Here is a 23483-nt window from a genome sequence, read left to right on the forward strand (position 1 = left end):
TATATTTATTCATCGGCTTGCAGAAACTTCCATCCTCCAGCTTCCCTCTTCCTTTCTAAAAATGAATATCCCAGATTCCTGCTTTCCGTTCAAGTTCAATCAAAGCAGCGGCATTATCTGCAAGAGCCTGATAATAATCTTTCCGGATATTATTGTAAGTTCTTTGGGCATTCAGCACTTCCAGAATAGAGCTTTCTCCTCTTTTGTAGCTGTAGGTAATTCCTTCCAAGATGCTTTGTGCTTCTGAAAGCATTCCGTTTTGGAACTGTCTGAGCTGTTTCTGAGTTGCTATATATTGCTGGTAGGCCTGCATCACTTCTGCTTTTATGCTTTGTTCGATTTGTTTGTATTCAACTTCTGCCTGAGAATGCGCCATTTCTGCAATCTTCAATCCTGCATTTCTTCTGTTGGAAAATTTTAAAGGAATACTGATACCCATTTTTACCGCATTTACGGTAGGAGAAGGTGCAATTTCGTTGGTTGCTTCTGTATGGCGTTCTGCTCCTGCACTAATGCCTAAGTCGATAATACGGTTGGCTTTTTCAAGATTGATCTGGCTTTTAGCTACTTCTGTATTTTGTCTTGCTGCCAATAAATCGGCTCTTTCATTCAAAGCCTGTAAGGTTAGATCGTCAATACTGAAATCCCTGTTGAAAGTATTGAAATCTCCGGCAACCTCTCTGCCTGTTATTTTGCTGTCGCCAAGAAATACTGATAAACTGGTGAGAGCCTGTTGTTCTGCACTCTCAGCCTGATATACTTCATTGAGTAAAGAAGCCGCTTCCAGTTTACTCTGTTTGGAAGTCACTAATGATATGGTTCCCAAACGATACCGGATACTGTCGGATTTTGCCAGCTGCTGCATATTTTTATAAGAATCCTGCTGTACTTCAAGCAAAGCTTTTGATTTTAAAGCATCAATGTATCCTAAACTGGCATCTGCACGAAGATTCCTGAAGAAATCCTGCAGTTGTATTTTGCTCAGTTCAGATTGGTTTCTGGCCAGATTTACCCGGGCTTTTCTTTTACCACCCAATTCAAGCGTCCAGCCGATTGATGTGCCATAGACATTGCCCATATTTTGATTCACCCCATTATTGGTGGTTTCCATTTCCAATTGGGGATCAGGAAACATATTAGCGGTCTGAATGGCAGCCTCAGTCATACTTACATTGTATTTTTGAGAGGCATATCCAAGATTTTTATTTCCCACAAGACTCAGGTATTCTTCAAATTGCAAAAGCTCTTTTTCCTGTGCCTTTATCTCTGTAATACTAAACCATACTACAGATAATATGATAATATGAACTTTAATTTTCATCTGATTTCAAATTTTGTTTTTCGTGGCGGCGTTCAGCCATAAAATAAATAGCCGGCAGCACGAAAAGTGTTAAAATAGTAGAGAACATTAACCCGTAGACAATTACCGTTGCCAGTGGACGCTGTACATCCGAACCAATGCCTGTAGCCAGTGATGCCGGGAATAATCCAATTACAGCTACCGTTGCGGTCATCAATACAGGTCTGAAACGGTCTTTTGCTCCCTTGATGGCAGCATGTTTCAGTTCATATCCTTTCTTTCGCAGATCGTTGATATGAGAAATCATAATAACTCCATTCTGAATGGCAACCCCGAACAATGCGATAAATCCTACTGCCGAAGATACATTCAGGGACATTCCCCGTATGTTGAGTGCCAGCATTCCGCCAAATAATGCCAGTGGAACAATAGACATCAGCACCAAAGCCTGTCTGAAATCTCCAAATGCACCATACAATAACAGGAACATAATTGCCAATGCCAGCGGAACAATAAACGCCAATCTGGAATAAGCCCTGTTTTGATTTTCAAACTGTCCACCCCATTTGATCTGGTATTTCTCATGGTCATATTGGATATCTTTTTCAATTTTATCCTGTGCTTTTTTCAAAAATGAAGAAAGATCCGTTCCTCTTAAATTTAGTTTAACGGTAAGGTGTCGTTTGTTCATTTCCCGGGTAATAGTACTTTCACCAGTACTTAACTTCACTTCTGCTACCTGAGATAAAGGAATTTTAGCTCCGGAAGCTGAGGTAAGCATCAGATTTCCGATTTTATCCGGAGTATCACGGCTGTCTTCCGTATAACGGCATGAAATATCATAGACTTTATTGCCAATAAAAATCTGGGAAATGGCTTTTCCTCCCAATGCCACTTCAATAAGGTCGGCAACATCAGCTACATTCAAGCCATACTGAGCAATTTTGTCTCTGTTGGCAATAATCTGTAATTGAGGTAATGGCGGTTCCTGATCAATGGCAAGGTCTGCCGAACCCGGAATTTGGTTTAAAGTAGACAACACATTTTCGGCAATACGTCTGGTTTCTTTAAAATCTTCTCCATATACTTTTACCACCAGTTCACTGTGAGCTCCGGAAATTTTGTCCATTACTCCGTCAATCATAGGTTGCGAAAAGCCTACGGTGAATCCGGGCATATCTTTATAATCAGCTGCGAGTTCTTTGATGAGGTCTGCTTTTGTTTTTCCTGCAGGCCATTCGCTGTAAGGTTTTATCCCGACTGAAACTTCAAAATGGGAAGCTGTCCATGGGTCGGTACCGTCATCATTACGTCCTGCCTGAACCATCATATAAGTAATTTCAGGATGTTTTAAAGTACGGGCACGTAAGGTGTCACTCATTTCTTTTGATTTAGCTAAAGAAATTCCGGGTGGCAGCTGTACCTGAAGCCAGATAGAACCTTCATCCAGCTCCGGAAGGAAGTCTTTTCCTACATTGTAGGAAAGAATTCCGGCAGATACTAAGACGATTGTAATAGGAATCATCACTCTTTTGGGAGCCTGCATTATCTTTTCAATACTCTTCCCATAGGCGGTACTTACTTTCTCCAGCCATTTATTGTGATAGATTTTCTGGGGTTTGCGATAGATTACATACGCTAATCCAGGAATCAGAAGTAATGCTACGGCGAGTGCTCCCAATAGAGCATATCCTACAGTAAAGGCCATGGGGGTAAATAATTTTTTTTCTACTCTTTCAAAAGCGAATAATGGAAGGTATGCTGTAATGATAATAATAGTGGAAAAGAAAATAGGTTTTGCCACTTCAATCACTCTTTGGGTTATCGTTTTTTCTTCCAGTGTTTCTTCAGAATTTTCTTCCCTTTTCTTCAGAATGGTTTCCAGCATGACAATAGCTCCGTCTACAATGATTCCAAAATCAATAGCTCCCAGTGAAAGCAGGTTGGCCGGAATATTAGTGAAATGCATTAATATAAAAGCAAATAATAAAGAAAGCGGAATGGTAATGGCTACCAGCAATGCTCCGCGCCAGCTCCCGAGAAATACAATCAGTACAATAATAACCAATACAATTCCTTCAGTAAGCGTATGGGAAACTGTTGTAAGCGTTGTTTTGACAAGGTCTGTTCTGTCCAGGAAAGGATGGATCTTTACACCGGGAGGCAGTGTTTCGTTATTCAGTTCTTCGATTGCTTCATGCACTCCTTCCAGTACTTGTGAAGGGTTTTGACCTCTCAGTAAAAGAACAATTCCTTCCACGCTTTCAGAATAATTACGTTTCCGGTCTGTATAGCCAAGAATTCCTTTTCTTTCAAGGTTTCCGTATTTCAGAGTTCCCACATCATTCAGAAAAACAGGAACCCCGTTTTGTGTTTTTACCACAATTTTTCCAAGATCATTTAAATCTTTTACCAATCCTATTCCACGGATGACATAGGCTAGATTTCCACGGGGAAGCATACTTCCTCCGGCACTTACATTGTTTTTGGAAATCGTTTCTGTTACTTCTGACAGGGAAAGATTATACTGTTCAAGTTTATGTGGATCCAGCTCAATCTGAAACTGGGTGGTAATTCCCCCGAAATTCGTTACATCAGCAATTCCTGAAACCTGTTTGATCCTGGGAATGATGACAAATTTTTGCAAATCCGTCAATTCCCGAAGGCTATGGTTGTTACTTTCGATAATATAACGATATACTTCGCCGATAGGAGAGGTGAGGGGATCTAATCCGGGCTGTGCACCATAAGGAAGATCCACATCTGTCAGTCTTTCCTGAATACGCTGGCGTGCCCAGTAATCATCTATGCCATCATCAAAAACCATAGTGATAATGGAAAGTCCGAACGTACTTTTGCTGCGCATTACATGCATTCCCGGAAGACCGTTCAGTGATCTTTCTAAGGGAATGGTGATTTGCTGCTCTACTTCTTCAGCGGCCAGTCCAGGAACCTGTGTTACCACCTGGGAAGTTACGTCGGCAATATCAGGATAAGCTTCTATGGATAATCTGGTCCAGGAATAATATCCAAAGAACCCCAGTAAAAGGAAGAGAGCAAGCATGAGCCATCTCTTCTGTATAGAGATTGTAAGTAATTTTTTCATAGTTTCTGATTTCGCATCATTTTACATTATTTCGCATCAAGCATATAAATTCCTCCTTCCGTCATGATGGTTTCTCCGGGTTTTAATCCTGAAATAATTCTTACTGTTTTCTGGTCGGTTTCTCCTGTTGTCACGGGACGTTTCGCATATTGATGCTTTCCTGTTTTTACCCATACATATTGGGAATTATCCTGTTGCATTAAAGCGGTTACGGGAATCATCACAGCTTTTTCAGGCGTTGTGGAAAAATTGACGGTAGCGTACATTCCCGGTTTGAGTTTTCTGTCGGGATTATCACATTCAATAAGGACTTTTATGCTTCGGGTATCTTCATCTACAATTTCATTGACGTGATATACTTTTCCTGTAATATTTCTGTCGGGATAGGCACTTACTTTTACAGAAACCTGATCTCCGGTATTCACAAAACGGATGTCTTTTTCCTTGACATCACCGGAAATCCAGACTTTTGATAATTCTGCGATAATCATTACAGGATCTGCATCTCCTTTCAGATACTGGCCGTTTACAATTTTATTGGAAATGATTTCTCCTTTGATGGGCGCTCTTACAATAAGAGGACTTCCTATTCCTCCGCCTTTGCTGTTATAGACCTTCAAAGCAGAAGAGGCATTGGAAAGAGATGTTTTTTTATTTTTAAAATCCGTGTCTGCTTCATCCAGTTCTTTCTGAATACCTACGCCGTGTTTCACAAGGTCCTGCTGGCGTCTGTAATTTTTTTCTGCAAGCTGTACCTCATTCAATGCATCTGTATAATCCTTTTGAACGGAAAAATAATCGGAAGAAAGAATTTCAAAGAGCGGGCTTCCGGCAGAAACATTTTGTCCCAGCTGAATAAATGATTGGGTTATTCTTCCGGAAAACGGACTTGCAATTTCTGCGTAATGATTGGGAATAGCCTGTATTGTTCCGGCCGAGACTATACCATCGCTGTGTTCCTGCTCGGTAATAATCTGTGTTTTGATTTTTTTGAAAACAGGATTGTTTTCCGGGATGATAACCTGCTCGCCACCGGTTATTATTTCAGATTCTTTGTTTTGTTGAGATGTATTGTCTTTACAGGAGACTACAGAGAGACTGATAAGAAATAAGATTACTTTTTTCATGACCTTAATAAAATTGAGTGCTATTGCTGATTGTTGCTTTTGTTTCGTTCTTTTTCTTGGTACTGACCAGTTTTTTGCTCCTGGCTTCTTTTTGTGAGGATAATGAGGGTCTCAGAAATATATTTGTAGAGACAATGAAGATTACAGTAATGAGTGCTTCTATAGGGTATCCGAGAGCACACAATGCGCCTATGGCTGCTGAGCACCATAAAGTGGCCGCCGTATTTAATCCTCTCACGGTAAGGCCGTCTTTCATGATCACTCCACCGCCAAGGAAGCCTATTCCACTAACGATATAAGAGGTGATTCTTCCGGCTGCATCCCCACCAATTCTGATGGCAATCAATACGAATGCTGCTGAGCCAATGCAAACCAAAGTGTTGGTTCGGAGACCTGCGTTTTTTTTGCGCCACTGTCTTTCGAAGCCTATTCCTGCTCCCAGGCTGAATGCGGTTAGTAAACGAAGGGTAAATTCAAATGTATTCATAACTTTTCCTGTTTTTCACAAAGCTTTTCAGCTGTATAGAAAAGTGAATACAACTAAAGCTTTTAAGATTGATAATTAGGGTAAGGATCTGGGTCCATATGCTTTATTTTTTACTGTGCAAAAGTAGAAACGACTGCTTTTTTTTACCGTTAGAAAAGCTTTAGAATGTTATTAGAAAATCATTAGAGAAAATTACTTTGTATTTTTTTGATGATTCTACAAGGAATAATTATTTATTATATCCTATTAATATGTGTAAACTGTACCCATGGTAAGAGATAAAATTTCAATACATTTGGAGGCTGGTTTTTGTATGATGGATTTCACCATTGGTCATACAAAATAAGAGCTTGTTTAATCCCTGAGATTTCCCTCCAAAACCTTTGAATTAAAAATGAAAAAATCAAACATAGCAATACCTGCTACATTGTTAGCTATTATATGTGTACAAGGCGGAGCTTCCATCGCAAAGCAGCTATTCCCTGCTATTGGTGCTATTGGTACGGTTACCTTAAGAATTGTACTTTCTGCTGTATTGCTTACTTTGATTAATCGTCCGAAATTTTTACAGTTTGACAGACAGAAATGGAAATACTGTGCGATATACGGAATAGGTTTGGCAGCAATGAATCTTATCTTCTATATGGCCATTCAAAGAATTCCATTAGGATTAGCTGTCACGGTGGAATTTGCTGGTCCGTTATTTCTTGCTTTAGCCTTGTCCCGAAAACTGCTGGATGTTGTGTGGGCGTTGCTGGCATGTGTCGGAATTTTACTGATTGTTCCATGGCAGAATGATCATGTAGATTTAATAGGACTGGGGCTTGCTTTTCTTGCGGGAATGTTCTGGGCTGTCTATATCATAATGGGCGGGAAGGTTTCCAAAATAATGGATGGTAAAGATGCGGTAACGACAGGAATGATATTCGCCAGCCTCGTAATTATTCCATTTACAATATGGGATGGCGCTGTTTTCAACCTTACTCCGAATATTTTTGTAAAAGGGCTTGGGGTGGCTATTCTTTCGAGTGCCTTACCTTTTTCGCTGGAGATTATGGCATTGAAAAGGCTTCCTGCAAAAACTTTTAGTATTCTGATGAGCCTGGAACCTGCATTTGCCGCACTTTCCGGATTGGTTTTCCTGGCTGAAGAATTATCTTTTTTACAATGGATTTCTATTGCATGCGTCATTGCAGCCAGTATAGGAACAACCGTTTTCAATAAGAAATCTCTTTCTCACGAGTAGAGGGATTACTTTTTTAAACCATTAAGCTAATTAAGATTTTAAGGGAAGTTAAGATTCAAATAAATTTGAAAGAAGTTTTTGATTCATTAACTGATCATAAACTCCACGGTAAAAATAGTTTCATGATGATTTGATAGTACCGTAATTTTTGCATGGTGGAGCAAAATAATTTTCTCAGTAAGGAAAAGTCCTATTCCGTGGCCTTTTTCCTGTCTTGGAGTCTCACTTCTGTAAAAAGGTTTAAAGATATGGGGTAAATCTTCCTGAGGAATACTATTTCCCGTATTGGTAAAGCGGATTTTAAGAACGTCTGAATGGGTTCTGACATCTATTGAACAAGTATGTTCCGGTGAATATTTACACGCATTGTCGATGAGATTATTAAAAGCAACCTGCAGAAGATATTCGTTTCCCTGAATGATAAGCTGATGTTCTTCTAATGAATCTTCGATGTTTAATGAAACTTTATAGCCGGGATTTTCTTTTATTATTTTGGTGTAAGATTCCAGAAGAATTTCATCAAGGCGGATTTCTGAAAAGCTGATCTCGTTGGGATCATAGCTGGCTTTTGCAAGATCCATTAAGCTATTGGAAAGTTTTACCATATTGCGGGCATCTTCCAGTGCATATTGAATGGTTTCCTGATATTCTTCTTTGGATTTATCTTTTTCGGAGGCCAGTTCCAGTTCAGTAATAATAGCTGATAAAGGTGTTCTCAGTTCGTGTGAAATATTAGAGACAAAATGTTTTTGGGAATCAAAAGAATTTTCAAGCCTTTCCAGCATTCCGTTGAAATTTTGGGCAAGCTCATTGAGTTCGTCTTTTTCTTTTGTTGTTTTCAGGCGCAACTCTAGCTTTCCGGCAGTAATTTTTTTAATCTGAATGACCATTTCACTGAGTGGGCTCAATGCTTTTTTGGAAAGAAATATTCCTGCCAGGTAAATCAGAATCAAAATACTGAAGAATGAAATAATACTGATGGTAAGAAGATGAGTCAAATATTCATATCCGTATTGATCATAAGCAGCAGCAGTTACAGCATATGATTTTCCTTCATAATGATACACCATCCCGATTACCTGCAGATTGTCTAAAAAGAAAGTGATTCTTTTTTTCTGGAATATCTGGGAAAGCATCTTCGGGGTTTCTTTCACATAGTCTACTTTGGCATCATCATGATAGATCAGTTGCTTATTGATATCATAAATGGCTACCTGAACCTCATTAAGCGTTCTGGTATTGTTCTTATAAAGCTTGTGCATTTCCTGTTCAGGAAGTGAGCTTCTGAAGAATAAATCAGCCTTGGCAATGGCTTCATTCTGAAGTTCGCTGTAAAAAGATTTCTCCCTGGCTTCTTTGGATGAATAATAAATCGAAAAGCTGTATATCCCTAAAAGCATTGCCGTAATTAAGGTGAAAAGCAGCGTAAGTCTGGTTCTTATTTTCATCCGGATATTTTTAGTTCATCTTCATGATTATTGTACAATGCCTGACTCGTAGTCTTTTTTCAGAATAAATCCCATACCGGCTTTGGTGTGGATAAGTTTGGCCTCAAAATCTTTATCAATTTTCTTTCGGAGATAATTAATATATACATCAATAAAATTGGTTCCCGTATCAAAGTGGGTTTCCCACACTTTCTCTGCAATTTCACTTCGGGAAAGAACTCTTTCTGAATTTTCCAGCATGAATTTTAAGAGGTTAAATTCTTTCGGTGTTAATTTTATCGGGGTATGATCACGGCTTACTGTTTTCTGCTCCAGGTTCATTTCAATACCTTCATATGTAAGAATAAAAACTTTTTGCTGAAGCTGTTGCGAAAAACGTTTCAGGAGAACTTTAATTCTTGCTACCAGTTCTCTCATTTCAAAAGGTTTCGTAAGATAATCATCTGCTCCGGCATCAAATCCTTCCAGTTTATCATCAGTGGTTCCCAATGCAGTAAGCATAATGACCGGAAGATGAGGTTTTAATGTTTTGATTTCATGGCAAAATTCAAGGCCATCTTTTTTGGGTAATACAATATCGGTAACCACCAGATCAAAATGGGTCTGCATTGCCAGTTTCAGACCTGTAACTCCGTCGTAAGCCACTGTTACCTCAAATTCAGCTTCCTGAAATCCTTTTGCAATCAATTTTGAAAGCCTGTCATCGTCTTCAACTAATAAAATATGTGGCATAAGATTTTGGAAATGTTTGGTGTGAAGAATAGATCAATATTCCCACAAATGTAATGAATTCTATTTTGTAATTTTGACAGCGAAAGTATAATAGCATGTCTGAATTTAGAAAATCTTTTAGCCCAAAAATTAAAGAACTTATGGTTGCAGGACTTTTGTGCTGCTTAATGATCCTGTTGGTTCAGTGTAAAAATACTCATTCTGGCAATGTACAGCTTAGAAATGGAGATCTTCTTTTTGTCACAGCAAAAGAATCCGGACTTTCCGGGGCGATTAATAATGTGACTCAAAAACAAAAAACGGCTTCATTTGATCATATAGGAATTCTTGAAAAAGAAGGGAACAGAATGTTTGTTCTGCATGCTGCGCCTAAAGGTGGTTCTCAGAAACAGGATTTCCATGATTTTATAAAAGATCAGAAAGAAGAAGGGCAGGAAGTGATTGTCTATCGTCTAAAGCCCGAATACCAGAAAGCAATTCCTGAAGCTATTAAAAAGGCACATTCCATGCTTGGAAAACCTTACAATTTCAATTATATTCTGGATGAAAATTCATATTACTGTTCAGATTTTGTGGAAAGAGCTTTTCGGGAAGAACATATTTTCAAACTGGAACCCATGACATTTATTGATCCTAAGACCGGAAAAACAAATGTATTCTGGGAAGAATTTTACACCAAAAAAAATCTGAAAGTCCCTGAAGGAGAGGATGGTTGTAATCCTAATGGCCTTGCGGGTTCAGAGAAATTAGAAAGAATAAATACACTGTAAAATAGAGAGAGAAGCTTATAAGGCTTCTTTTTTTTATGTTAAATTTTTAAAAATATTAGTCTACTAATTTGGTGGACTAATATTTTTTTATATTTTTGTCACAGATTTAAATGCAGAGCGCGATATGATCTAAGAGTGTTTAACCAAAAAATGTTTAGCGATGATTACACCTAATCCAGGCCTGCAGGTTTTACAAAATAAAATAAACCTGCCTAAAAAAGAATTGTTATTGGAAATAGAGTTGAATGGGAAAATGAAATTTGAACATTTAATGAATACCATCTATAATCAATTAGGCATTTGCCATAGAGTGTTGTCAGCTAATGTAGAATACGTGAACGGATATAGTTTTGGTTCCGTACAGTTATATATTAATGTCAATTCAGAAGATTTTCAGCAGCTTGAATTCTATCTGAATAAAAATAAACTTATCAATACGACGGTAGAATATACCTGCAGAACCTATTTTTAAGTGAGATTCATATAGTTTTAATTACTCAAAGTGTCTGGTTTTTTACTGGGCACTTTTTATTTTTTACAAAAGTAGATGATAAACACATTAAAAGATCAATCGTTAACCGGGACAAAATTCCCCTCCTCCGGAGGGGTGGCAAAAATTCTTTGAATTTTTGACGGGGTGGTAAAACAAAAAAAGCGCCCAGAATACCCTGAACGCTTTCGTATTATCAAATAAAATAATTTTAAATTCTTTCGATGTCCGCACCAATAGCTCTTAGTCTTCCATCAATATTTTCATATCCTCTGTCGATTTGTTCGATGTTGTGGATAATAGATTTTCCTTCTGCTGAAAGGGCTGCAATAAGAAGTGCATTTCCTGCTCTGATATCCGGGGAAACCATAGTTGTACCTCTTAACGGAGCTTCCTGATTTAATCCGATTACTGTAGCTCTGTGCGGATCACATAAAATGATCTGAGCACCCATGTCAATTAACTTATCCACAAAGAATAATCTGGATTCAAACATTTTCTGATGAACCAGGATGCTTCCTTTTGCCTGTGTAGCTACCACTAAAATAATAGATAATAAATCCGGCGTAAATCCAGGCCATGGCGCATCCGAAATTGTAAGGATAGATCCGTCAATAAATTTCTGAATTTTATAATGTTCCTGAGCTGGAATGTAGATGTCATCACCACTTTGCTCAAGTTCGATTCCTAATTTTCTGAATGTATTCGGGATAACACCAAGCTGGTTCCAGTTTACATTTTTAATGGTAATTTCAGATTTTGTCATAGCTGCAAGACCAATCCACGAACCGATTTCTACCATATCCGGAAGCATAGTGTGCTCAGTTCCTCTAAGGTATTCAACCCCTTCAATGGTCAAAAGGTTTGATCCGATTCCTGAGATATTAGCACCCATTCTGTTCAGCATTTTGCATAATTGCTGAAGGTAAGGTTCACACGCAGCGTTATAGATTCTTGTTTTTCCTTTTGCCAGAGCCGCTGCCATTACAATATTAGCTGTTCCGGTTACAGAAGCTTCTTCTAATAAGATGAATTTTCCTTTCAGTTCTTTAGCTTTTAAAGAATAGAAATATTCCTCTTCATCATAATTGAATTCAGCACCTAATTCTACAAGTCCTTGAAAGTGAGTGTCTAATCTTCTTCTTCCGATTTTGTCTCCTCCCGGAGTCGGCATATAAGCCTCTCCATAACGGGCAAGCATTGGACCCATCAACATAATAGAACCACGTAATTTTGCTCCGTCTTTTTTGAACTCGTTAGATTTAATATAATCAAAATTAACCTGATCAGCTTTGAAAGTATAATCTCCCTGTCCGTTTTTAGTAATTTTTACCCCAAAATCTCCAAGAATTTCAATCAGTCTGTTAACATCATGGATATCAGGAATATTTTTGATTCTTACTTCTTCGTCCGTTAGGAGAACCGCACATAAAATTTGTAAAGCCTCATTTTTGGCTCCTTGTGGAGTTATTTCACCCTGCAGTCTTTTTCCTCCTCTTATCTGAAATGTTCCACTCATTATTTTCTGTTTTTATGATTGTTATTATGCCTTCTCTTGTTAGGCTGGTTATTATTTTTATTATTGCTGTTATTCCTGTTGTTATTGTTGTTATTTCGGTTGTTGTTATTATTATTGGTATAATAAATCTTACTTTTCTCAAGAGAATCTATTCCGGTAAGATCCAACCTGTTTTCAGACAGCTCTTTCAGGTGGCGGAAAATAACATCATCCGTCACATGTTCTTTATTATAGACATTATAAGACTTCTTCATATTGTTGGCAATCACTTCGATAAGGGCTTCTTTTTCATCACCCGTTTCCAGTTCGATTGCTTTTTCTATCAATTGAAGAATACTTTTTCCGTAGAACTTAAAGTCACCTTGAAGTTTTGGATATTCCATTCTTTTAGGTTTTTCTGCTAGCTGTTCCATCGTTGGGAACGGATAAGGAGAATCTACATCCAGATCATGATTAGCAAGAATAAAAAGATGGTCCCAAAGTTTATGTTTATAATTTTCCTCGTCGCGAAGTTGTGGGTTTCTCTGACCCATAAAATCGATGATTGCCATAGCCATTTCGTTCCTTTCCTCTTTGGTAGGAAGTTCTTTGCAGCGCTCAACCAACTGTTGTATAATTCTGCCATATTCTGGCATATGAAGCTGAGTTTTTTGGGTATTGTATTCCATAGTATGCAAATATATGGATTAAAAGAAAAATTGTTTCCAGAATCTTAAAAATTTATGATTTTTTAATGAAAAATTGAATGGCCTTTCTTCTTGATTTATTATAGAAAATGAAAATATTTCCCATTCATTTGAATTTGTTTTTAATAAAATTGTATCTTGTTTAATAGATTGATAATTAATTATTACGATGAAAAAAACAAACTTTTTCCTTTCTCTGCTGGCTTTGGCGCTATTGAGCTCTTGCCAGAACAGAGATGAAATGATTACGGAACCTGCCAGGCAGCAAGAGGTTCATGACAAAACAGTACATGTAACGAATCATGACGGTCGGCCTTTCAGTACTGGAAATGAGTCCGGGGCTATGCAGGGTAAATTTGTAGCAGGTCCCGGCGGTGGAGTTCTGATGCAGGGATTCTACTGGGATGTTCCGGAAGGAGGCAATTGGTGGAATACTGTTAAAGATAAATTAACGGCATGGTCCGATGCCGGAATTGGTGCTGTATGGCTGCCTCCTGCATCAAAAGCACAGAACGGAGCCTATTCTATGGGATATGATCCTACGGATTATTATGATTTCGGAAATTTTAACCAGAATGGAAGCACAGAAACCCGTTTCGGATCAAGAACCGAACTGGAAGCATTAATTACCAAAGCACATACTGAAAATATGCAGGTGTATGCAGATATTGTCATCAATCACAACAGTGGCGGGCAATCTGAAGCCAACCCTTTTACAGGGACTAACACCTGGACCAATTTTTCAGGCGTTGCATCAGGGAAGTTTCAGCGAAATTATAATGATTTTTATAAAAATGCCTATGGAAATAATGATGAAGGAGCCTTTGGAGGTTTTCCGGATTTATGTCACGCCAATCCCCATGTACAGGACTGGCTTTGGGGAAGAGATGATTCTGTAGGTAAATATTATAAAAATGTGATGAAGTTCGATGGCTGGAGGTTTGATTACGTTAAAGGATTCGGACCTTGGGTAGTGAATACCTGGAATTCCAATGTAGGAGGATTTTCTGTTGGAGAACTATGGGATTCCAATGTAAATACACTGGAGTGGTGGGCCAATAATGCCAACAGCTCTGTATTTGATTTTGCTGCGTATTATAAAATGGATGAAGCTTTTGATAATGGAAATTTAAATGTTCTGAATGATGATATGATGTGGAAAAGAAATCCCTACAAAGCAGTTACTTTTGTAGCCAATCATGATACAGATATCATTTACAATAAAATGCCGGCATATGCCTATATCTTAACCCATGAAGGGTATCCCACAATTTTTTACAGAGACTACGAAGAATGGTTAAATAAAGAAAGATTGAATAACCTGATTTGGATCCATAACAATAAAGCTACCGGAACTACTTCTATCCTGTATACCGATAATGATGAATATATTGCGAGACGTAACGGTTATAATGGAAATCCAGGACTTGTTGTGTATATCAACACATCCTCAAATTGGCAGGAAAGATGGGTGGAAACCAATTGGAGCAGCCAGCAGATCAAAGACTTCACCGGAAGTTCAAGCTGGTATCCGACAACACAAGGAGATAAGTGGGTGAAAATCCAGTGCCCGCCAAATTCTTATTCTGTGTGGTCGCTTAATTTATGAGTAATGAATGATAATTGATAATTGATAATTGATAATTGATAATTGATAATTGATTAAGCTGGTAAAAGACTGTTTTTCAGTTTAATTTCCATTAAACATTAAACATTAAACATTAAACATTAAACAAAAGCAATTATACGTCTTATTTGTCATTCCGTAGGAATCTCTACAATGCATTATCTTTAATGTTAATGTGTTGGAGACTCTTACGGAATGATATTTTAGATTATGTTGAAAGAAATTTTTGTCAGACAAAGAAAATTATACCTGAATAAATTTTTTCTTCTGATGCTGATCCGGCAGATAACATTTCTGATTAGCCAGTTTCATCCTGTTTCGGGAAATTATATCATATACTTTATCACTTAAAGATGAAGGAAGAATTTTCCCGACAAAGGAAAGTTTATAAACTCCTCCCAACAAATTAGCGATTTCCAGTACAGCTCTGGATTTGATCTGATAATATCTTCCAGGTTTCCACAGATACATGGTATTGAATATACGGGTTTCCAATCCTCTTTCAGACAAAAACTGCTGTCCGAAATCAGACTGAAGCGAAGCAAACATGAATTGATCTTTCTTGTCGCGCTCCAAAATCCATTGCACCCAGAAATTACAAACTCCGCAATCTCCGTCAAAAAAAACAATATGTTTATTTTCCCAATTTTCCATGACTTTATTTATTAAACATGATCCCTCTCTCAGTGTCTTCTTTTACTTTTTTGAAATATTGAATAAGGTCTGTACGTTGTTCATCCGAAAGTTTAGCGCTTTGATGTCCCAAATAATAGGATTCAAGCGGCATTTCCTTTTTCTCAACCATTTCTATACATTCTTCCAGTTTATGAAGTTGTCTTTTAGGTTCATATACTGCAAAGGTAGAAAAATTAAGATGTTTTCTGCCTTCATTGATGTGATTTTTTACCCACCATGAAACGGGAGATATTTTGCTGTACCAAGGGTACTTTGTTTCATTGGAATGACAATCATAACAAGAGGTTCTGAGAGTACGCGCAATTTTCTCCGGAGCATTTTTAATCTTCAAAAAATCCATGCCTGGGGTAGGTGGAGGATTTGTTGTATCAATGGGAAAAAACTGAATCATAATAAATGCAACAAGAATGACAATAATTACTTTTTTCATAGCAGATGTTCATGTTTGGTAACATAAAGATAAATAATTTATTTTTAGTGAGATAAAGCTGGAAGTTGGGTGATGGAAACTGGAAGTACTTTTAGAAATTGTTGAAATAGCGTGTTTTTTTCATGAGGTTATTGAACTTCCTTCCTCCAGCATCCAGCTTCTTTTCCCCTTTAATTCCTTACGTTGAGTAATTCTAAATTGGCTTGTATCCCGCTGTTTTTATTTAAGTTAATCTGAAAAATGACTAACTTAATACCACAATTATGTCTCAGCGCAAAAGCTGTCGAAAATACTCATTTATAGTTTTTAACTATCGTTGAAATAAAAATTAATAGATTGTGTATATCGTTCAAACGTTGTAGGTTTGTCATGTTCTTACAACAGAGAATTTAAATTAATCAACATAAAAAATAAAATAAACGACAATGGAAAAAGATTTGAATGACATCAGTAAATGCCCGTTTCATAACGGAACAATGAAGAAGAGTGTAGCAGGTGGTGGAACCCAAAATTCTGATTGGTGGCCTGATCAGCTTAGAGTAGATCTTCTGCGCCAGCATTCTTCCCTTTCTGATCCTATGGATAAGGATTTCGATTATGCTAAAGCGTTTGAAAACCTTGATCTGGAGGCTGTAAAAAAAGACCTTTATGCATTAATGACAGATTCCCAGGATTGGTGGCCGGCAGACTTCGGTCATTATGGCCCTTTGTTTATCCGTATGGCATGGCACAGTGCAGGAACATATCGTGTAGGTGACGGAAGAGGTGGAGCAGGAGCAGGGCAGCAACGTTTTGCCCCATTAAACAGCTGGCCGGATAACGTGAGTCTTGATAAAGCAAGAAGATTACTATGGCCAATTAAACAGAAATACGGCAGAAATATATCATGGGCAGACCTTTTGATCCTTACAGGGAATATCGCTCTTGAATCCATGGGCTTTAAAACATTCGGATTTGCGGGAGGGCGTGCAGATGTCTGGGAACCGGATTCCGATGTATATTGGGGATCAGAAAAAACATGGCTGGGAGGCGATTTACGTTATGCCCACGGTTCGGAAGGTGTTGTAGAAGGTCACTCGGCAGTTCTTCCTACCGATGATAATGCAGATGGAGACATTCATTCAAGAAATCTTGAAAATCCATTAGCTGCCGTACAAATGGGGCTTATCTATGTGAATCCTGAAGGTCCGGATGGAAATCCTGACCCGATTGCAGCCGCTAAAGATATCCGTGATACTTTCGGACGTATGGCGATGAATGATGAAGAAACCGTTGCTTTGATTGCCGGAGGACATACTTTCGGTAAAACCCATGGAGCCGGACCTGCAGATCATGTAGGTAAAGAACCAGAAGGAGCAGGAATTGAACAACAGGGGCTTGGATGGTCTAGCAGTTATAAATCAGGAAGCGGAAGAGATGCTATTTCCAGCGGTCTTGAAGTAACATGGACTGAAACTCCGACTCAATGGAGTAATTATTTCTTTAAAAATCTTTTTGAAAATGAATGGGAACTGACAAAAAGCCCTGCCGGAGCTCACCAATGGGTAGCTAAGGATGGAGCAGATATTATCCCAGATGCATTTGATGCTGACAAAAAGCATAAACCAACAATGCTTACCACAGACCTTTCGTTGAGACTGGATCCTGTTTACGAAAAAATTTCAAGACATTTTTATGAAAATCCTGATGCGTTTGCCGATGCATTTGCAAGAGCATGGTTTAAACTTACGCACAGAGATATGGGACCGCGTGCCCGTTATCTGGGAACAGATGTACCACAGGAAGAACTGATCTGGCAGGATCCTATTCCTGAAGTAAACCACGAATTGGTGGACGGAAATGATGTGGAAACATTAAAATCAAAAGTTTTAAATTCAGGATTGAGCAACGCTGAACTGATATCTACAGCATGGGCATCTGCTTCTACTTTCAGAGGAAGTGATAAGCGTGGTGGTGCCAATGGATCAAGAATCAGGCTGGAGCCTCAAAGAAACTGGGAAGTGAACAATCCTTCACAATTAAATAAAGTATTAGGAGTATTGGAAGGAATTCAAAAAGAATTCAACGATTCTCAAAACGGAGGTAAAAAAATATCATTGGCCGATTTAATTGTACTGGCTGGTAATGCCGCAGTCGAAGTGGCTGCAAGAAATGCAGGTCAGGACGTAAAAGTTCCTTTTGCTCCGGGAAGAATGGATGCTTCTCAGGAACAGACGGATGTAGAATCTATGGGCTATCTTGAACCCATTGCTGACGGATTCCGTAACTATCTGAAAAGAAGATTTACAGTGTCTACAGAGTCTTTATTGATTGACAAAGCACAGTTGTTAACACTTACTGCCCCTGAACTGACAGTACTGATAGGAGGAATGCGTGCTTTGGATACCAACTTTGACGGTTCAAAGCATGGAGTGTTTACGAATCGTCCGGGAGCTCTTACCAACGATTTCTTTGTAAATCTTTTAGATATGGGAACACAGTGGAAAGCAATGTCGGATGACAGAGAGTTATATATGGGAACAGACCGTTCAACAGGACAGCCAAAATGGACAGCAACCCGTGCTGATCTTGTTTTCGGTTCCAATTCTGAATTGAGAGCAATCGCAGAAGTATACGGAAGTGCCGATGCACAAGGAAAGTTTGTAAATGACTTTGTAGCAGCATGGACAAAGGTGATGAATCTGGACAGGTTTGATCTGGTTTAATAAATAAAAATGAAAATAAAAAAAGACAGCAGAAGTGCTGTCTTTTTTTGTTTTACAAAATATCTTATTGACCAATTCATAATGAGATAGAGTAAAAGATGAACAAAATATTTAACAGAAAAATATTATAGAGGATTTATCATATTTGTGAATAATTTAAATGTATAAATTATTGTAAATGAGATATTTATGTGTTTGTGAAAAATCGCAACAAAAAGAATTGTAGTTGATTAGAAACTATTTTATTTTCGTCATTGTAATGAGATATAAAAAATTTTAAAGAAACATTGTGGGAGAGTACTTATCAAAAGTTTACGAATTCAATATTATTACTTTAAAGTTTTTTATAAAAATATAATACGACAAGTATTGTCGCTTTGCAGGTATATCTTTGCTTTTATTAAAGACAGTTAATAAATTTTCTTTGAGATAAAGATTAAAAGTTCCTAATTTTGAACGTGCTAAAAACATAACCATGAAACAATAATTTTACTCAGCAATTTGTGTATTTCTATATACACAATAAATAAATCAACATTTACTTAACATTAATAACACAAGTATGAAAAAACTCTACATGTGTGCATTATCTCTATGCACTATTTCGGGCATATTTGCCCAGGAGGTACTTTGGCAGAAAGATATTAAATCCAATTCGCAGGATTTTCTAAGCCAGATTACAACAACAATTGACGGACAATATCTTGTCACAGGAAGTTCTATTCACAGTGATAAACTCCAACAGAACAGCAGACAAAACAACGGTTATGATTTTCACCTTGTAAAACTTAATCAGCAAGGAGAACAGGTTTTTGAAAAATATTTTTCAGGAAACAATCACGACTATTTATCTTCAACTGTTACTACTCAGGACGGCGGTTTTCTGATTTCTGGAACTTCATATTCAGGCAAAGGTTTGGATAAAAAGGATGATTCTAAGGGAGGATCAGACATTTGGTTAATTCGAATCAATGAATTTGGTGACGAATTGTGGCAAAAAACATTGGGCAGCTCTTCAAATGAAGAAGCAAGAGCTGTAATTCAGACTACAGATCAGGGATTTATTGTAGCTGGAAATGTACAAAATTCCTCTAAAGGTTATGGTTCTAAGGACGTCTGGATTGTAAGGCTTGATAAAGATGGAAAAATATTATCTGAACAGACATTAGGAGGACGTGGACTTGATGAAGTTGAAAAGATGATTCCCACCCGTGATGGAGGAGCCTTAGTTGGAATTTATTCAAGAAGCCATACTATGAGTGATTCCAAAGATAAGACTGCTAAACAGACTGAAAACTATGGTGAAGGTGATTACTGGATTGTAAAACTTTCAAAAGATGGAAAAATAGAATGGGAAAAGAACTTCGGAGGGAAAGGAGATGATCATATCAGAACCCTGGCCTTAACTTCAACTGGCTTCATCATTGGAGGAGAATCCAGATCAGAAAGATCAGGAAATAAAACTGTTGGACTAGAAGAAGGAACAGATCTTTGGCTGATTTCTTTAAATGAAAGAGGGGATGAACAATGGCAGAAGTCTTATAATTTCAAAAATCGTGATATTCTAATGAGTATGAGCGTTCTGCATTCAGCAGATGATAAATATTCCAAAGGCATTCTATTAGGAGGCTACACTCAGGCTGAAGGAAGAATACAAACTGATGATGAAACCTTCTGGATGCTGTACCTTGATCAAAACGGAAATGAACAGTGGAGAAAACATGTCAAAGGAGAATCCAGAAAGAAGGAAGAAAGACTTTCTGATTTAAAACTCAACAGAGATGGTTCCATTATTCTGGCAGGAACCAGTGCAGAAGAGCTGGGTAAAGAAAACTGGAAGATTGTAAAGCTTGGTGACAAGCAGGTGGATCAGTTAATTGAAAAATATGATATCAAAATCTATCCAAATCCAGTTTCCGATTATGCTTACATAGAAATTGGCTTTGATTTTAAAGATGCAGATATTCTGCTGTATGACATGAGCGGAAGACAGCTTCAGAGTATTAAAACAAAGAATAGAGTGACTAAGGTTAATACTCAGGCACTCATTCAGGGAGCTTATCTGGTGACCATAAAAACTGATAACAATAAAACAGCAAATGCTAAGCTCATCAAAAAATAATGTTATGAAAAAAAATATAAAATACAAGCTGTTACACTTTACCGGAATATTGATCGGAATTTTAATCTCCAATATGTTAAGGGCTCAGACACCGGAAATTAATTTTGGAAACTTTGCCCATCCTGTGGCATCAGTATCCTCTTTAGCCGCATATAATAATACCCCAGCTACAATAGCTAGTGGTACATCAAACGTATCTATTCCTTTGCTTGAGCTTCCTACTCGATCCAAGAATATTTCTTTGCCACTATCACTGTCTTATAATTCTATGAATGTAAAAGCGTTGGAACCTGCAGGAGAAGCTGGTACAGGCTGGTCTCTCTTTACAGGTGGGGTTATTTCGAGAGAAATTATAGGCGCATTAAATGAGGTTCAATACAGTAATAATCCATCGAGTAATTCCCCGGAAATTTTTGATGATGTTTACTATTATAATTTACCGGGAGTTTCAGGAAAATTCAAATTTAACAAAAATGCATCGACTGGTAGCATTGATATTCAAAGCCTTTCGGCGAATAAAGTAAAAATAACCTATATCAGGGACACCGCAGCACCGATCTATTTTACAGTATTAAGTTTTACCATTACAGATGAAGGCGGGTATCAGTATGTTTTTAAAGATTATAGTGAGAGTAGTAATGCTGATGCTATTACAACGTACAGATCAGCCTTCTTTTTAAGCCAGATCAAAATGCCGGATAATACGGTTGTTGCAAGCTTCGAATACAGAAAAGACAGTAAGCATGCTACCGAAGAGTGGACTTCTCCTATTGTATATCGGAGTTGTAAACTTTCAAAGATAAATGCTGACGGCATAGGATCTGTGAATATAGATTATCAGTATGACACAACAAAGGAAAAGACAATGAATGATCCCTACAGTATCTCACAAATTCTTTTGAAAGATATATGGGGAAGTTTGATTTCGGGATATAAATTCGCTTACAGCTGGATTCAACTTTATCCTTCCTCCCCTTCCGATAATACCGAAGAGAAAGGAAGAAGGCTGCTAACAAAACTGATAAAGATTGACAAAGACCAGATAGATTTTGAAAAAACAAGTTTTGTATACAACCCTTATCAGGATGCTCTTAATGAGAAGTTTATTTATCCTTGTTATCCTGAGCCTGTTTCCACACCTGGTAATTTCGACTCTTACCAAATGCCTGGATTGTTAAAAAGAATTGTTTATCCTATGGGTGGAGTCGTGGAATATAACTATGAGGCGCATGATTACTTTTTCAATAGAAATACGCCACAATATCTGGAAAATGCATTGGGTTCAGGAATAATAAGTGATCCATATGTCCAGGATTGGGAGCCGTTAGTTCCGGTACTTAATGTAGATACCAATCAGAGCTTATCATATACTTTAACTGTTACAGGAACTCCGGGAGTAACAAAATCAGTAGCATTACAGTTTCTTGTCAGTGAATATTACCCCCCTGGAATATGGGTTCCAGATACCCCTGATCCCAATGATCAGCCAGATCCAGAAGGCAATGATCCTCACCCAGGAGGGCATTATCATTTTGACTTGACCTATACGCTGAAAAAAAATAATGAAGTAATGAATACATTTTGTATTTCTAACCAGGCATCCATCTATCAATTATTACCAGGTACTTATACAATAAATGTTTCCGGGACAGGAGGTAAAGCACAGCTTCTAATGTCTCAGATAAAACTGAAGAATGGTACTTATCCCAATAAAACCAGCACTTATAAGTATGGCCCCAGACTCAAAAATATTAAATATTACACGAGCAGTACGGAGACTATTCCATCGAAAACAGAACAATATAACTATGGTTCATTCAGTGATCCCATTAGCTCTAGTGGGTATATTTTCAGAAATGAAGCTGAAAGTAGTGATAATTTTTTCCCTGGCTATGTATTGTATAAAAATGTATCAGTAAGTGACGGAGAAAACGGTTTTGTGCGTTATTATTTCAAAAATCCGGATGACTATTCAAAAACTTCATATACAGTGGATGGCAACCCTACCAGCTTTTGGCAATACTATCCAATAACAAAATCCGGTGTATTAGAAAAGAAAGAGGTATATAATGTCCAAAATCAGCTATTATCTTCTTTAGAATATGAGACAGAATTTGAGACCCTTCAAAACCTTCCTGATCTGAAAATAGATGTATATGATGGTAATGCAGAAATCTATACAAAGCCTGCTTACATCAAGAATACAAAAACCATTACAAAAAATTTTTCAGGGAATGTCTTTGCAAAGACTATAAGTGAAATAAGTTTTAATCCTGTCAATTTTAAAGCAGGATTTATGAAAGGAATATCTTCTGACGGCATCACAACAGAAAGCTGGATCAGGTATGCAGCAGATAAAAATAAAACACAGATGATGGATGCCAATATTTTTTCTGTACCACTGGAAACAGAGACCAAGATAGATGGAAAAGCTGCAGCTAAAACAGAAAACTTCTATACTGATTCGGGAAGATTTGATCCAATATCATTAAAGGTCAGCAATACAGATAATGGAAGTAGTAAAACAGCTGTAAAATATGAGGTTTATGATAGCTACGGGAATATACGTCAATATATGGTAAATGTTGACGAGAATTCAGGAAATGGATTCCCTATTGTCTTAATCTGGGGATATAACCAAACTATGCCTATTGCAAAAATAGAAGGAGCCAGACTCACAGATATAGGAACTCTGGCAGATGATATTATTTTAAAATCCAATGCTGACAAAGATATCCCATCTGAAACAGAACTTGTTAAAGCATTAGACTTGTTCAGAAGTAATGCTGTTTTGAAAAATTTTCAGATTACAACCTATACCTATGATCCTTTAATAGGTGTTACCACTACCACTCCTCCTAATGGTATTCGAGAGATTTATCAGTATGATAGAAGCGGAAGGCTGAAAACAGTAGCCAATGTAAATGGAAATATTCTAAAGGAATATAAGTACAACAACAAGCCACAACCTTAATATCTTAAATCTAACAGT

At 37.6% G+C, this 23483-nt stretch carries 16 protein-coding genes and 1 pseudogene; 7 read left to right on the forward strand and 10 right to left on the reverse strand.

The window, feature by feature from the left end; all coding sequences use genetic code 11:
* Positions 1-55: 55 nt before the first annotated feature.
* From JOE44_RS21520 to JOE44_RS21535, 4 genes and pseudogenes are all read right to left on the reverse strand, one after another.
* The gene (locus JOE44_RS21520) at positions 56-1321 is read right to left on the reverse strand and encodes a TolC family protein (RefSeq protein ID WP_209787413.1); all 1266 of its coding nucleotides are present in this window, start codon (positions 1319-1321) and stop codon (positions 56-58) included.
* Positions 1311-4406 (reverse strand): CusA/CzcA family heavy metal efflux RND transporter, encoded by a 3096-nt coding sequence (locus tag JOE44_RS21525; protein WP_209787415.1) that lies wholly within the window; start codon positions 4404-4406, stop codon positions 1311-1313. The genes JOE44_RS21520 and JOE44_RS21525 overlap by 11 nt, the downstream gene beginning before the upstream one ends.
* 26 nt (positions 4407-4432) lie before the next feature.
* Complete coding sequence (locus tag JOE44_RS21530; protein WP_209787417.1) at positions 4433-5533, reverse strand: efflux RND transporter periplasmic adaptor subunit; 1101 nt, start codon at positions 5531-5533, stop codon at positions 4433-4435.
* 106 nt (positions 5534-5639) lie between these two features.
* Positions 5640-6020, reverse strand: a pseudogene (locus tag JOE44_RS21535) (MgtC/SapB family protein); the annotation flags it as partial.
* A 394-nt stretch (positions 6021-6414) separates the two neighbouring features.
* Here JOE44_RS21535 and JOE44_RS21540 point away from each other — a divergent pair.
* Positions 6415-7266, forward strand: coding sequence for a DMT family transporter (locus tag JOE44_RS21540; protein ID WP_209787421.1), 852 nt, complete (start codon positions 6415-6417; stop codon positions 7264-7266).
* Between the two features lie 86 nt (positions 7267-7352).
* On the opposite strand, the gene JOE44_RS21545 is transcribed toward JOE44_RS21540, so the two are convergent.
* On the reverse strand, positions 7353-8714 hold the full coding sequence (locus JOE44_RS21545; RefSeq protein ID WP_209787423.1) for an ATP-binding protein: 1362 nt from the start codon (positions 8712-8714) through the stop codon (positions 7353-7355).
* 27 nt (positions 8715-8741) lie between these two features.
* Positions 8742-9446, reverse strand: a complete 705-nt coding sequence (locus tag JOE44_RS21550; protein ID WP_209787425.1) for a response regulator transcription factor — start codon at positions 9444-9446, stop codon at positions 8742-8744.
* A 95-nt stretch (positions 9447-9541) separates the two neighbouring features.
* Here JOE44_RS21550 and JOE44_RS21555 point away from each other — a divergent pair, with 95 nt between their 5' ends.
* A complete protein-coding gene (locus tag JOE44_RS21555; RefSeq protein ID WP_209787426.1) occupies positions 9542-10216 on the forward strand; it encodes a YiiX/YebB-like N1pC/P60 family cysteine hydrolase in 675 nt (224 codons plus the stop codon).
* A 160-nt stretch (positions 10217-10376) separates the two neighbouring features.
* The gene (locus tag JOE44_RS21560) at positions 10377-10688 is read left to right on the forward strand and encodes an NIL domain-containing protein (RefSeq protein ID WP_105681374.1); all 312 of its coding nucleotides are present in this window, start codon (positions 10377-10379) and stop codon (positions 10686-10688) included.
* Between the two features lie 229 nt (positions 10689-10917).
* Here JOE44_RS21560 and murA read toward each other — a convergent pair whose 3' ends face one another.
* Both murA and JOE44_RS21570 read right to left on the reverse strand, forming a co-directional pair.
* Positions 10918-12225: a UDP-N-acetylglucosamine 1-carboxyvinyltransferase gene (gene murA / locus JOE44_RS21565; protein ID WP_105681373.1), complete on the reverse strand. Its 1308-nt coding sequence runs from the start codon at positions 12223-12225 to the stop codon at positions 10918-10920.
* Positions 12225-12893 carry a DUF4290 domain-containing protein gene (locus JOE44_RS21570; protein ID WP_209787427.1) on the reverse strand — a complete coding sequence of 223 codons (669 nt, stop codon included), beginning with the start codon at positions 12891-12893 and terminating at the stop codon, positions 12225-12227. The genes murA and JOE44_RS21570 overlap by 1 nt, the downstream gene beginning before the upstream one ends.
* A 187-nt stretch (positions 12894-13080) precedes the next feature.
* Between JOE44_RS21570 and JOE44_RS21575 the strand changes: the two genes are divergently transcribed.
* Positions 13081-14520 carry an alpha-amylase gene (locus tag JOE44_RS21575; protein WP_209787428.1) on the forward strand — a complete coding sequence of 480 codons (1440 nt, stop codon included), beginning with the start codon at positions 13081-13083 and terminating at the stop codon, positions 14518-14520.
* A gap of 261 nt (positions 14521-14781) precedes the next feature.
* On the opposite strand, the gene JOE44_RS21580 is transcribed toward JOE44_RS21575, so the two are convergent.
* Complete coding sequence (locus JOE44_RS21580; protein WP_209787429.1) at positions 14782-15192, reverse strand: DCC1-like thiol-disulfide oxidoreductase family protein; 411 nt, start codon at positions 15190-15192, stop codon at positions 14782-14784.
* Between the two features lie 4 nt (positions 15193-15196).
* A complete protein-coding gene (locus JOE44_RS21585) occupies positions 15197-15664 on the reverse strand; it encodes a heme-binding domain-containing protein (RefSeq protein WP_209787431.1) in 468 nt (155 codons plus the stop codon).
* A gap of 425 nt (positions 15665-16089) precedes the next feature.
* Here JOE44_RS21585 and katG point away from each other — a divergent pair, with 425 nt between their 5' ends.
* The 3 genes from katG to JOE44_RS21600 all read left to right on the forward strand — a co-directional run bounded on the left by katG (position 16090) and on the right by JOE44_RS21600 (position 23465).
* Positions 16090-18369, forward strand: coding sequence for a catalase/peroxidase HPI (gene katG, locus JOE44_RS21590; RefSeq protein ID WP_209787433.1), 2280 nt, complete (start codon positions 16090-16092; stop codon positions 18367-18369).
* Between the two features lie 562 nt (positions 18370-18931).
* Positions 18932-20491 carry a T9SS type A sorting domain-containing protein gene (locus tag JOE44_RS21595; RefSeq protein ID WP_209787435.1) on the forward strand — a complete coding sequence of 520 codons (1560 nt, stop codon included), beginning with the start codon at positions 18932-18934 and terminating at the stop codon, positions 20489-20491.
* Positions 20492-20495: 4 nt separating this feature from the next.
* On the forward strand, positions 20496-23465 hold the full coding sequence (locus tag JOE44_RS21600) for a hypothetical protein (RefSeq protein ID WP_209787436.1): 2970 nt from the start codon (positions 20496-20498) through the stop codon (positions 23463-23465).
* Positions 23466-23483: the final 18 nt, after the last annotated feature.

This window comes from Chryseobacterium sp. PvR013 (assembly GCF_017833095.1).
Taxonomy (GTDB): Bacteria; Bacteroidota; Bacteroidia; order Flavobacteriales; family Weeksellaceae; genus Chryseobacterium; species Chryseobacterium culicis_A.